This is a genomic window from Bacillus sp. FSL M8-0256, assembly GCF_038005765.1.
GTDB lineage: Bacteria > Bacillota > Bacilli > Bacillales > Bacillaceae > Bacillus > Bacillus safensis.
On sequence record NZ_JBBOTU010000001.1, the window covers coordinates 1,149,546 to 1,161,237 of the forward strand.

Annotated in this window: 14 protein-coding genes; 11 read left to right on the top strand and 3 right to left on the bottom strand. The window is 40.6% G+C overall.

The window, feature by feature from the left end:
• Nucleotides 1-65 precede the first annotated feature (65 nt).
• Nucleotides 66-1,598: an FAD-dependent oxidoreductase gene (locus tag NSQ76_RS05685; RefSeq protein ID WP_341052926.1), complete on the bottom strand. Its 1,533-nt coding sequence runs from the start codon at nt 1,596-1,598 to the stop codon at nt 66-68.
• Between the two features lie 142 nt (nt 1,599-1,740).
• Here NSQ76_RS05685 and NSQ76_RS05690 point away from each other — a divergent pair, with 142 nt between their 5' ends.
• Nucleotides 1,741-2,601 carry an SDR family oxidoreductase gene (locus tag NSQ76_RS05690; RefSeq protein ID WP_024425480.1) on the top strand — a complete coding sequence of 287 codons (861 nt, stop codon included), beginning with the start codon at nt 1,741-1,743 and terminating at the stop codon, nt 2,599-2,601.
• A 56-nt stretch (nt 2,602-2,657) separates the two neighbouring features.
• On the opposite strand, the gene NSQ76_RS05695 is transcribed toward NSQ76_RS05690, so the two are convergent.
• A complete protein-coding gene (locus NSQ76_RS05695; RefSeq protein ID WP_008348804.1) occupies nt 2,658-2,894 on the bottom strand; it encodes an IDEAL domain-containing protein in 237 nt (78 codons plus the stop codon).
• Between the two features lie 289 nt (nt 2,895-3,183).
• Between NSQ76_RS05695 and NSQ76_RS05700 the strand changes: the two genes are divergently transcribed.
• The 8 genes from NSQ76_RS05700 to NSQ76_RS05735 all read left to right on the top strand — a co-directional run bounded on the left by NSQ76_RS05700 (nt 3,184) and on the right by NSQ76_RS05735 (nt 9,952).
• Nucleotides 3,184-3,762, top strand: coding sequence for a competence protein ComK (locus NSQ76_RS05700; protein ID WP_024425481.1), 579 nt, complete (start codon nt 3,184-3,186; stop codon nt 3,760-3,762).
• A gap of 299 nt (nt 3,763-4,061) precedes the next feature.
• Nucleotides 4,062-4,544 (top strand): hypothetical protein, encoded by a 483-nt coding sequence (locus NSQ76_RS05705; RefSeq protein WP_024425482.1) that lies wholly within the window; start codon nt 4,062-4,064, stop codon nt 4,542-4,544.
• A 267-nt stretch (nt 4,545-4,811) separates the two neighbouring features.
• Entirely contained in the window at nt 4,812-5,090 is a 279-nt protein-coding gene (locus NSQ76_RS05710; RefSeq protein ID WP_024426542.1) for a barstar family protein, read from the top strand.
• A gap of 161 nt (nt 5,091-5,251) precedes the next feature.
• Nucleotides 5,252-6,202, top strand: coding sequence for an ABC transporter permease (locus NSQ76_RS05715; RefSeq protein ID WP_024426541.1), 951 nt, complete (start codon nt 5,252-5,254; stop codon nt 6,200-6,202).
• On the top strand, nt 6,195-7,145 hold the full coding sequence (locus NSQ76_RS05720) for an iron chelate uptake ABC transporter family permease subunit (RefSeq protein WP_024425487.1): 951 nt from the start codon (nt 6,195-6,197) through the stop codon (nt 7,143-7,145). The genes NSQ76_RS05715 and NSQ76_RS05720 overlap by 8 nt, the downstream gene beginning before the upstream one ends.
• Nucleotides 7,136-7,894: an iron ABC transporter ATP-binding protein gene (locus tag NSQ76_RS05725; protein ID WP_024426539.1), complete on the top strand. Its 759-nt coding sequence runs from the start codon at nt 7,136-7,138 to the stop codon at nt 7,892-7,894. Before NSQ76_RS05720 ends, NSQ76_RS05725 begins: the two co-directional genes overlap by 10 nt.
• Nucleotides 7,895-7,915: 21 nt before the next feature.
• The gene (locus NSQ76_RS05730; RefSeq protein ID WP_341052931.1) at nt 7,916-8,860 is read left to right on the top strand and encodes a siderophore ABC transporter substrate-binding protein; all 945 of its coding nucleotides are present in this window, start codon (nt 7,916-7,918) and stop codon (nt 8,858-8,860) included.
• A 138-nt stretch (nt 8,861-8,998) separates the two neighbouring features.
• Entirely contained in the window at nt 8,999-9,952 is a 954-nt protein-coding gene (locus NSQ76_RS05735) for an LCP family protein (protein ID WP_328699312.1), read from the top strand.
• Nucleotides 9,953-10,023: 71 nt separating this feature from the next.
• Here NSQ76_RS05735 and NSQ76_RS05740 read toward each other — a convergent pair whose 3' ends face one another.
• On the bottom strand, nt 10,024-10,386 hold the full coding sequence (locus NSQ76_RS05740; protein ID WP_024425491.1) for a hypothetical protein: 363 nt from the start codon (nt 10,384-10,386) through the stop codon (nt 10,024-10,026).
• Between the two features lie 156 nt (nt 10,387-10,542).
• Here NSQ76_RS05740 and NSQ76_RS05745 point away from each other — a divergent pair, with 156 nt between their 5' ends.
• The gene (locus NSQ76_RS05745; RefSeq protein WP_024425492.1) at nt 10,543-11,160 is read left to right on the top strand and encodes a TVP38/TMEM64 family protein; all 618 of its coding nucleotides are present in this window, start codon (nt 10,543-10,545) and stop codon (nt 11,158-11,160) included.
• Nucleotides 11,160-11,672: a signal peptidase I gene (lepB, locus tag NSQ76_RS05750; protein WP_024425493.1), complete on the top strand. Its 513-nt coding sequence runs from the start codon at nt 11,160-11,162 to the stop codon at nt 11,670-11,672. The genes NSQ76_RS05745 and lepB overlap by 1 nt, the downstream gene beginning before the upstream one ends.
• Nucleotides 11,673-11,692 lie beyond the last annotated feature (20 nt).

Sequence of the window (11,692 nt, forward strand, 5' to 3'; positions counted from 1 at the left end):
AAATATCAGACTTTATGTTTTTTATCGGATAATATTGGATTTTTTAAAGGGGGACGAGTGAAATTTCACTGTTCTTTATATGACCTTTTTAGTGGTTTTTTAGCAGGGCCTTCTACTACTTCTCCAGTAATGGAAAAACGTGAACCGTGACAAGGGCAATCCCAAGTGCGGTCACTATTATTCCAAGCCACTTCACAGCCTAGGTGAGTACACGTTGTATCGACTAGAAAGACATTCCCATCCTCTGATTTATAGGCGCCGCACTTTTTATGTTCATACGAGATAATGCCGCCCTCGCCTGGTTTTAAATCATCGATTGTTTGATCAGTTCGTTTGAATTTACCACTGATCAGCTTGGCAGCGACATTGGCATTTTCTTTAACGAAATCTTTGACGAAAGAGTCAGTAACAGGTCTTGATGGCGTAAAGATTGATTCATATGGATTCGATTTTCCTTCAATTAAATCACCGATAAGAGTGGCTGCGACGTGGCTTGTGGTCATGCCCCATTTTCTAAAGCCGGTTGCTACAAAGATATTCTGGTGGTGTTTGGTCAGGCGGCCAATGTAAGGGATTTGATCCATTGTGACCATATCGTGTGTCGACCAGCGATACAGCACTTCTTCTATTCCAAGGGTGGCATCTCCAAACGTTTCTAGTCCTTCATAGTGAGCGGATTCATCTCCGCCTTGTCCTGTTTTATGGCCTTCTCCTCCGATGAGGACTACTTCTTCACCGTGCCATTCTGCCGTTCTTAAAGAGTGAGCAGGCTGGTCAATTCCTAGGTACATTCCGTCTGGGAGTGGTTTGGTTGTTCTAGCTGCTACGACATAGGATTGCTCTGGATGAATTCGGGTGAAATAAAGTCCTTTTCCATCATAAAAAGGAAAGTGTGAGCATGAAATGACATAGCGCCCTGTCAGATGATGTCCGCTTTTTGTGACGACAGCAGGGCGGTTCCCTTCTTTTACATCAACAGCGGTTGTTTGTTCAAAGATACGTACACCTCGCTCTAGGAGCTTGTCGATTAGCGCATTGAGATAATGAAGGGGATGAAACTGTGCCTGATTGGTCATCGCAAGGGCTGCTTTAATGTCAGCGTCAAAAGGAAGCTTTGTTTTCCATTCCCGGTCAATACCAAGCTGTTTGTAGGCATCTAATTCCTTCTTTAACTTTTTTACACCGCTTTCTTCCTTTGTATAAAGGTAAGCATCTTTTATCTCTAGCTGACAATCAATGTCGTGCTCTTTGATACGAGCTTGAATGAGGTCTTTTGCTTTCTCATTTGCTTCTACATACAAACGTGCTTTTGGCATCCCAATTTGTTGAATCAGCTCATAATAGTACACATCATGCTGTGAGGTGATTTTAGCCGTTGTGTGTCCGGTCGTGCCTTGCAGCAATTGTTCGGCATCAATGATGATCACATCTAGTCCTTGCTCTGTCATTTCAAACGCCGCAGCGATACCGGTAATACCGCCGCCGACAATGATCACATCTGCTGTGAGATCTTCACTGACAGCAGGGAAAGAATATTTCTGACTGCCGGCCAGCCATAACGATTTTGCCTGTTCCATTCCTTTATGTTCTTGTTCCATGTTGTCGCCTCCACTTGACTTGTTGTGTATAATTTTTCCACAATGCTGAAAATCATACATCTGAAAGGAAACAAGGGCGCCATACATAAAAAAGCCGCCAGCACATAAAAATAAACAAGATAAAAGGAAGGAGTGGACTAACGTGTCAACAAAGCAGCCGAAGAAAACATTGCCGCCTCAGCACCAAAATGAACGTCCGGGTCTTGAATATAAAATGAATCCTAGACCTGTCTTTGATCGTGAGGTGCAGGATAAAAAGTTAGCAGGAAAAACAGCCATTGTGACAGGTGGAGACAGCGGGATTGGAAGAGCAGTTTCTGTTTTATTTGCGAAAGAAGGTGCCAATGTCGCCATTGTTTACTTAAGTGAACATCGTGACGCTGAGGAGACGAAGGACTATATTGAGAAAGCGGGAGGCCGTGTCATCTTAATTGCAGGTGATTTAGGGGATGAGGCTTTTTCAAATGAGGTCGTCAAAAAAACAAAAGATGCCTTCGGTTCCATTGATATTTTGGTGAATAACGCCGGGGAACAGCATCCGCAAAAAAGCATTGAGCAAATTACCTCGCATCAGCTTCTTCGGACGTTTCAAACGAATATTTTTGCCATGTTTTATTTAACAAAGGCTGTTCTTCCTCATTTAAAAAAAGGAAGCAGTATCATTAATACAGCCTCTGTCACCGCCTATAAAGGGCATGAAACATTGATCGATTATTCATCCACAAAAGGGGCGGTCGTAACCTTTACGAGATCATTATCCTTATCGCTCATTAAACAAGGGATTAGAGTGAATGGAGTAGCTCCCGGTCCTATTTGGACACCGCTGATTCCCTCAACCTTTACGGAAAAAGAAGTCTCTGAATTTGGCGGAGATGTCCCAATGGAACGTCCTGGTGAGCCAGTAGAGCTTGCGCCAAGTTATTTATTTTTAGCGAGCGAAGACTCATCTTATATGAATGGACAAATGCTGCATGTGAATGGCGGGACCATTTTAAATGGGTAAACAAAAAACTTGCGGTAAAGAGACGAGTTGCTGTCTCTCTGCCGCAAGTAAAATCATCATGATTGATGTAAGCAGTGTTCTGCATATTGAGCTGACAGGTCATTGAATCGCTTTTCATCACGCTGATCCAGTGCCTTATCAATCTCTTCTCTTAGGAAGGTTAAGCGCTGTTTATAAAGCGCCTCATCTAAAACCATTTGAATATAGATGTCTAAAATGGTGACGCCGTTTTCTTCGGTTTTTTGGGTGTTGCGGGACTTCATGAGCTCAGCATACGTTTTTTTCTCTTTCATAAAGAATCCCCCCGATGCCTTTTTTATAGTATATGGATTGGCGGAGAAAAAATCAACAAGAATTTATAATTTTTAGACAATTTATTTTTGAGCAGAATCGACACCTCTTGTCCAATCGACAGGATGTGATATATCTTTAAAAATGGCTTTTCGATAGATCGAATGGACTAAATAATATGATAAAAAGATGATTTTTAATAAATTTTGAAAAAATCCTGTCGTTTCTTATATGTTGGTGATAGATTAATAGTATCTTAAATAACCAAATATTAACACAGGAGGAAATGAAGTGTCAGGAATTAGTGAAACACCTTTAGATTCATACGTCATTAATCAAACAACAATGGCGGTCCTTCCAGTTGAAGAAGGAAAAAGAGTATATTCAAAAGTCATAGAAAGAGAGACAAGCTTTTACGTTGAATTAAAGCCCCTGCAAATTATTGAACGCAGCTGCAGATTCTTCGGCTCAAGCTATGCAGGCAGAAAGGCGGGAACATACGAAGTAACAGGAATTTCTCACAAACCCCCAATTGTGATTGACTCATCCAATCATCTGTATTTCTTCCCAACTTATTCATCCAACCGTCCTCAGTGCGGCTGGATCTCCCACAAATACATTCATACCTTCCAAGAATCATCCCTCGGAGACACGGTGGTCACCTTTACAAATGAGCAAACCGTCAAACTTGATGTCTCATATAAATCATTTGAGAGTCAGGTGCACCGGACAGCATATCTCCGAACGAAATTTCAAGATCGTCTTGATGGCGGTCTTCCGAAGAAACAAGAATTTATGCTGTATCCAAAGGAACAGCAGCTCAATCTCGTATACGATTTTATATTAAGGGAGCTTCGTAATAGATATTAGTCAAAAGCCAGCGGCAGAGCAGCCGCTGGACATCTTATCAAGCATGAATGCAATGTAAAAAGACGCCGCTACATCATAAAGATGAATTCATTGAAACCAAATACGTATGTCTCGTCGTCTATTGGTTGTATTGGGAAATGACAGGGAAATGTGGATACTTTGACGTATTTTCATCCATTTACTCATAAATCACAGAAGTGACACGAGCTTGTCTGTTACAATAAAAGAAATCTTATGTGGTAAAGGATGCTTATATTTGACCGATATGAACGAATGGGATGAAGAAATGGAGGCTCTGTATGAAAAAACAATCACATTTGGTGCTGCTATTTATCCTAACTTTGACATTACTAGCAGCCTGTCAGCAAGCAGGTCAGCCGCCTTCAAAGCAAGACACAAAAGAAGCTGCTTATGAACAATGGGTGCAGTCTTATATGGATGAGTTAAATAAAGCATATGAAAATATGACCGATCAGTTTATCTCAGATGGACATGGAAAGATCCAAACAAATAAAAAATTGACAGAAGCGACGAAAGCATTTGATCGTGTGATTCAAAAAGGGCTGGATCATCAAGAAGTTCCAGCCGCTTATCAAAAGGCCGATCAACAATTAAAGACAGGACTTGCTTCCTTTGAAAAAGGGATCAGTAAGGTGGAAAAGCTCTTGAAGCATCCCGATCAAGAGAAGCTGTTTATTTCCGCTACCCATCATTTTCAGGATGGCTTGCAGCAGACAGCCGCATTTATTGAAGAAGTAGGTCAGATTCAGCAATCATCCTAAAAAAGCTTGGAAGTAAACCTTCCAGGCTTTTTTAAATGTGAAGGATTTTCTTTAAACGGCGAACGCCTTCTTGAATCATGCTTTCGTCCGTACAGGCGAATCCTAGCAGTAATCCCTTTCGATTGCTTTCAAGCCAACACCAGCTGCTTTTGCTGCCTGTCTCATTCTATTAATCTCAGGTGCCGGGCAGTAACAAAAGTAAGATGTCCATCTTTCTCTTTCTCCTCCAATTCGTTTAAAATATAGAGAGGAGAGGGGAAGATGAACATGAAAAAAGTGCAGCTTGACGGTGCAGCGTGCAGGTCGCAAGAAGAGCTTCATGACCAGCTGAAAACAGTTTTACACCTTCCTGACTATTACGGAAAAAATCTTGATGCCCTTTGGGACTGTTTGACAGGGGAGGTGACTCTTCCAGTAGAGCTGACATGGGTGAATTTTCAAACGAGCAAAGACGCTCTTGGTGATTATGCTGAGAGCTTGCGTCAGTTATTTCAAGAAGCAGAAGAGGAATTGAAGGGACAATTTCAATTGAATATTCAATCATGATGAAAAAAGCAGCCGCTGCCGCAGGCTGTTTTTTTGAGTTTGCGTCTTTTTCATACCGCTATTGAATATTTCACTAGATGTGATAATATATGAACTGTCGCTTAATTGATAATGATAATCATTTGTGGCGGATAGAGCTTGATAGAAAGTGAGAAACCTGTATGAAATTGTATCAATTAAGTTTGTTATTTGTATGTTTGGCATGTATATCTCTGTTTGTCGGTGTACAGGATCTGTCCATTTTACAGCTGTTTCATTTAACAGATGAACAAGTGCACACGTTAGTTTCAAGCCGCCTCCCGCGTCTCGTGAGTATTGTGCTTGCTGGTATGAGCCTTAGTTTATGCGGCTTTATTATGCAAAGCATGACGAGGAATAAATTTGTTTCACCAACCACTGCAGGAACGATGGATTGGGCGAAGCTTGGTATTTTAGTAGCAATGCTTGTTTTTACACATGTGAATCCGCTTATGAAAATGGGGATTGCGTTTCTATTTACTTTAGCTGGGAATCTTCTTTTCTTAAAAATCCTGCGGCATATTAAGGTGAACGATACGATTTATGTACCATTAGTCGGCTTAATGTTTGGGGGGATTGTCAGTTCAATATCTACGTTTATAGCCTATAAATATGATTTGATCCAAAACGTATCCGCATGGCTTCAAGGAGATTTTTCTCTTATTGTCCAAGGGCGTTATGAACTGCTCTATGTGAGCGTTCCACTATTGATCATTGCGTATTTATATGCTGACCGCTTTACAGTGGCAGGCATGGGCGAGAGCTTTGCCGTCAACTTAGGTTTAACGTATAAACGTGTGATGGCGGTTGGTTTGGTGATCGTTTCAATGATTACGTCTGTCACCATTTTAACTGTCGGAATGCTGCCATTCCTTGGATTAATCATTCCGAATATTGTATCGATCTACCGCGGCGATCACTTGAAAAAAAGTCTCCCGCATACAGCTTTACTAGGAGCTATTTTTGTTCTGATTTGTGATGTGCTCGGAAGGGTGATCATTTATCCATATGAAATATCAGTTGGACTCATGGTAGGCATCATCGGAAGTGCGATCTTCCTGTATATGTTATTAAGGAGGAAACGCTATGCATAAGAAACGTATATTATGCCTGATTGCAGCCATTGCAGCCGTGTTGATCGTAATTTTTATTACCTTTCAAATGGGGTACTGGCCGTACACAGTCCCAAGTCGTTTAAAGAAAGTGCTTGCGATGACATTAACGGGAGGCGCGATTGCCTTTTCATCTGTTGTTTTCCAAACTTTGACCAACAATCGAATCTTAACGCCGAGCATATTGGGTTTAGACGCACTGTACTTGTTTTTGCAAACAGCGATTATTTATGTGTTTGGGTCGACTCATTTAATGATCGTCAATAAGAATTTTAATTTTTTCCTTTGCGTTGGGCTGATGATTCTATTTTCTGTGCTGCTGTATACAGTCATGTTCAAACGCAAAAATAAACATATTTTCTTGCTTCTGCTTGTTGGAATTGTGTTTGGGACATTGTTCAAAAGTCTTTCTTCGTTTATGGAAATGCTGATCGATCCGAATGAATATCAAGTCGTACAGGATAAATCCTTTGCAAGCTTTAATCACATGAACACTGACATCTTACTGATTGCTTCTGTTTTATTTGCGGCGCTGTGTGTTTACATTTGGACATTCCGCTCCAAATTAGATGTCATGTCTCTTGGTAAGGAGCATGCGGTGAATCTAGGCATTGACTACGACAGTGTCACAAAAAAGATGCTGATCGTAATAGCTGTCCTTGTGTCTATCGCAACGGCACTTGTCGGACCGATTACGTTCCTCGGCTTACTCGTCGTAAACGTCGCACGAGAGCTTTTTCGGACATACCGGCATACATACTTGCTATTAGGCTCTTTTTTTATTAGTGTGATTGCCCTTGTAGGCGGGGAATTTCTTGTAGAAAAGGTATTTACTTTTCAAACGCCGCTTAGTGTGTTGATTGATTTAGTCGGCGGACTGTATTTTATTTATTTACTGTTAAAGGAGAGTCGTTCATGGTCTTGATGAAGGGCGTCAGTAAGACGTATAACGGAAAAACAGTGCTTCACGACACAACAATCAGTGTGAAAAAGGGACAGCTGACCTCTCTCATTGGTCCGAATGGTGCGGGGAAAAGCACGCTTTTATCCATTATGAGCCGGCTGATTCAGCCAGACTCAGGTGCAGCTTATTTAGAAGACAAGCCCTATAGCGCATACCCTCCGCAGGAACTTGCGAAGAAGATGAGTATTTTAAAGCAGGCCAATCATATGAATGTGCGGCTGACCGTTCGGGAGCTTGTCAGTTTTGGCCGTTTCCCTTACTCACAGGGCCGTCTGACTAAAGAGGATGAGAAGATGATCGATGTGTCCCTCCAATACATGAAGCTTGCTGATATCCAGCATCAATATGTAGATGAACTGAGCGGTGGACAAAGACAAAGAGCCTTTATTGCAATGGTGCTGGCGCAGGATACAGATTATATTTTCTTAGATGAGCCTTTAAACAATTTGGATATGAATCATTCTGTCGAGATGATGAAGCTCTTTCAGCAGCTCGTCAAAGATCTTGGGAAAACAATTGTTGTGGTTCTTCATGATATTAACTTTGCTTCTGTGTATTCCGATCATATCGTCGCCTTAAAAGATGGACAGGTTATTAAAGAAGGTGGAGTGGACGAAGTGATTCAAACAGATGCACTTGAACAAATTTATGACATGCGCATACCGATTGAAGTTATTCGCGGTGAGCGTATTTGCTTATATTTTTCTTAAAAAATAAAGAGGTGATCACGTATGAAAAAATGGATATGGATGATGACTGTATTAACAGCGATCGTGGTACTCGCTGCCTGCGGAAATCAAGGAAAAACAGAAGGAATTAAAGAAGAAACTGTGACGGTAAAAGACATGCTGAATAAAGATGGTGTAAAGATCAAGAAAAACCCGAAAAAAGTGGTTGTGTTTGATATGGGAAGCCTTGATACGCTAGACAAACTAGGTGTGAATGTAACAGCTTTACCGAAACAAGTGGTGCCTAAATATTTATCTAAATATGAAGGAGACAAATATGAAAATGTCGGCGGATTAAAAGAGCCGAACTTTGAAAAAATTGCAGAAATCAAGCCGGATTTAATCATTATCCAGCACCGTCAAGCAGATGCATTCGATGAATTTTCTAAAATTGCCCCTACGATTTATATGGATGTAGACAATGCCAATTATATGGAATCATTTAAAAAGAATGCCGCAACTTTAGGCAAGATTTTTGATAAAGAAGACAAAGTCAAAGAAGAACTTGCTGCCATTGATCAAAAAGTGGATGCTTTAAAGAAAGACGCAAAAGAGTTAAAGAAAAATGGACTGGTAATCATGGCGAACGACAGCAAAATGACAGCCTTTGGTCCTAAGTCAAGATACGGTCTCATCCACGATGTGTTTGGTATCACACCGGCAGATCAAAAGCTTGAGCCATCTGATAAACACGGACAAAGCATTTCGTATGAATACATGGTCAAAACGAACCCAGATTATCTATTTGTCGTTGACCGAGGCGCAGCGATCGGAGAAGAAACGTCTGCGAAACAGCTTGTTGAAAATGATTATGTGAAATCAGTGAAAGCAGTCAAAAACAACCATGTGGTGTATTTGAACTCTGACATGTGGTATTTATCTGGCGGCGGCCTTGAATCATTCACTGCCATGATTGATGAAATAAAACAAGGAATTAGCCAAAAATAATGGACGAAAGCTGCTCATCTTGAGCGGATTTTTTATTGTGGATTCATAAAAATATGTTGCATGCAGGAAACTTTCATCAAAATATGTTATAGTGGAACCTACATTGATAGACTAAGATAGAGTGAGGGTTCGGAAAGGATGAAGGAAAAAAGATCAAAAAGAAGACTAAGGCCTTGGGTAAAAGCCGTGCTGTTTATCATGGCATTTGTCATGGTGATGGCAGTGTCCGTGACTGGATACGCATACTATAAAATTTCAAAAGCGTCGAATAAGGCGCAAGTATCATTAGAAAGAGGAGACACCTCGCAAAAGCGTGTGAAAGCTTTTGATCCAGGAAAGGACAGCTTTTCGGTGCTGCTGCTTGGAATTGACAGCCGTCCAGGTGAAACGGTAGACGAAGCAAGAAGTGATGCGGTCTTACTGGCGGCGGTGAATCGAACAGACAAAACCATTAAGCTTCTCAGTATTCCTCGTGATGCTTATGTGGATATACCGGGGAGAGGATATGATAAAATTGCTCACGCCCATGCGTTTGGGAGTGCAGATTTGTCAGTCAAAACGGTCGAAAACTTGTTGAACATTCCTGTAGACTATGTGATTTCAGGGAACTTTAAGGCGTTTCAAGACATTGTGGATGAGTTAAATGGAATTGACGTAACGATTAAAGATGAAAGTATCGCAAAACAAATGGAAAAGGATTCAAAAGGGAAAGTTCATGTGCAAACAGGAACACATACGTTAAATGGTGAAGAAGCTTTAGCCTTTGTGAGAACGAGAAAGGCTGATAGTGACCTCATGCGCGGAAAACGCCAAATGGAAGCACTTCAAGCCATCTTCGAAAAATCTAAATCGATTTCTTCGATCCCGTCATATGACAACATCATTGATACGCTTGGTGATAATGTCTCAACCAATCTTTCCATGAAGCAGTTCATCGGTCTTTTTCCATTACTGAGCTCATTGAAATCAGTGGATACGATTCAGCTAAAGGGCCATGATTATCAGCCTGGGAATGTGTATTACTTTGAGTTAGATGGACCAGGATTAGAAGAAGTTAGAACAGAGCTGAGAAAACAGCTTGAATTATCATAAATAAGAAGGAGCCTGCCGCCGCGGCAGGCTTTTTTCTTTGAATGTGTACCACGCCGCATTTCAGCAAGAAGTTAATTTGCTTGATGCAGAAAATATCCAGTCAGCAGTTCCTCTACCCGGTGACGTATACGCGGATTAAAGTATTTATGCTTTTCTTCATAGCCATTTATGATAAATAGATACGTTGTAAATCCTTCATCGTGTTCAATTTGCTGTACCTTCATGTTTTCTTTACGTAAATGCTGCTTCAGTTCGTAAAGTGCTTTCTGTGCTTCCTTTAACACGGAGGTCACAAGCTGAATGTATGGTTCATTTAATTTAAATGTTTGATGTTGTTTTAAGTGTGTCAGATCACGATTGAGGATGGAGATGACCATTGGGAGAAAGATGGCCTGTTCCATCATCTGAAGCTGTATTCTTGATAGTCTCGTCATGTCCAAGCCTGCTTTCTTTAAATGTAGAACAAATGTTCTTATTTATTATATCGAATGAGTCAAACAATCTCAAGGGGGCGAGTGTGCTTCATTTGTATATTTTTATGTTTTCCATGTAAAATGAAATGTAGACAAACCTTGAAGGAGTCAAACAAGTTGACATCATTTCTTTCTCTATTTACTCATGAAAATATCACATCATTTTTTGAAAGCTACAAGGCCTTTGGACCAATTGTCGCTATATTGCTTCCTCTGATTGAAGCATTTCTTCCGTTTTTACCACTCGTGGCGTTTGCGGTGGCAAATGCGAATGCATTCGGCCTTTGGGAAGGCTTTTTATTAACCTGGATCGGTGCAAGTGCAGGTTCTATTCTTGTCTTTTTACTGATCAGAAAATTTGGACAGATGAGAATGCTGAACTTTATCAGCAGACACCCTTCCATTAAGAAATTAATGCTTTGGGTAGAAAAGCGGGGATTTGGTCCGTTATTTATTTTACTCTGCTTTCCTTTTACACCTTCTGCGGCTGTCAATGTTGTCGCAGGCTTATCAAGAATTAGCATGTGGCAATTTTCATTAGCTGCTTTAGCTGGTAAGTGTGTCATGCTCTTTATCATTAGTTTTATCGGTTATGATCTTTCTGCTTTAGTAAAGAATCCGTTAAGAAGTGTTTTTGCGGTTCTAGTTATCGTTTTATTATGGTATGTTGGAAAGAGAGTAGAAAATAGGTTGAACATTCGAATGAGCAAGCGTGAGGACAAAGGAGGCTCTTAATGAAAAAGAAGCCATTGCTATGGTTGATGATTATTACATGCATCGTCTTATTGTTCCAGGTAAAGAATTTCATGTTTGTGAAGTATAAAGTAGAAGGGGTTAGTATGGACCCCACATTTACAGATGGAACAGAATTATTAATCAACAAGTTCTCGCCAAAACTCACGAAAATTAGCCGGTTTGATTATGTGTTATTTCACGGCCCTAAAAATCAAATTTTGATCAAAAGGGTCATTGGGCTCCCAGGAGAATCGATCAAGTATGTAGATGATCAGTTATTTGTTAATGGGGAAAAATGGAAAGAACCCTATTTAAAAGAGCAGAAAAAACATAAAATGGGGAATGTCCTGACAGGAGATTTTCAGCTGAAAGCCATCACAGGACAAGATAAAATCAAAAAAAACCATTACTTCGTAATCGGAGATAACCGAATACATAGCTTCGACAGCCGGCATTTTGGAACGATTTCAAAGGATCAAGTAGTTGGTGTCAAAAGAAATCAGGATGAATAAAAGAAGAGGCGCTCTGCACA

Bases quoted from the DNA above. Each gene is read 5' to 3' on its own strand.
- NSQ76_RS05695 (WP_008348804.1), bottom strand. From the start codon at position 2,894: ATGAAAGAGAAAAAAACGTATGCTGAGCTCATGAAGTCCCGCAACACC.
- NSQ76_RS05685 (WP_341052926.1), bottom strand. From the start codon at position 1,598: ATGGAACAAGAACATAAAGGAATGGAACAGGCAAAATCGTTATGGCTG.
- NSQ76_RS05725 (WP_024426539.1), top strand. From the start codon at position 7,136: ATGGTCTTGATGAAGGGCGTCAGTAAGACGTATAACGGAAAAACAGTG.
- NSQ76_RS05705 (WP_024425482.1), top strand. From the start codon at position 4,062: ATGAAAAAACAATCACATTTGGTGCTGCTATTTATCCTAACTTTGACA.
- NSQ76_RS05715 (WP_024426541.1), top strand. From the start codon at position 5,252: ATGAAATTGTATCAATTAAGTTTGTTATTTGTATGTTTGGCATGTATA.
- NSQ76_RS05710 (WP_024426542.1), top strand. From the start codon at position 4,812: ATGAAAAAAGTGCAGCTTGACGGTGCAGCGTGCAGGTCGCAAGAAGAG.
- NSQ76_RS05720 (WP_024425487.1), top strand. From the start codon at position 6,195: ATGCATAAGAAACGTATATTATGCCTGATTGCAGCCATTGCAGCCGTG.
- lepB (WP_024425493.1), top strand. From the start codon at position 11,160: ATGAAAAAGAAGCCATTGCTATGGTTGATGATTATTACATGCATCGTC.
- NSQ76_RS05730 (WP_341052931.1), top strand. From the start codon at position 7,916: ATGAAAAAATGGATATGGATGATGACTGTATTAACAGCGATCGTGGTA.
- NSQ76_RS05735 (WP_328699312.1), top strand. From the start codon at position 8,999: ATGAAGGAAAAAAGATCAAAAAGAAGACTAAGGCCTTGGGTAAAAGCC.
- NSQ76_RS05740 (WP_024425491.1), bottom strand. From the start codon at position 10,386: ATGACGAGACTATCAAGAATACAGCTTCAGATGATGGAACAGGCCATC.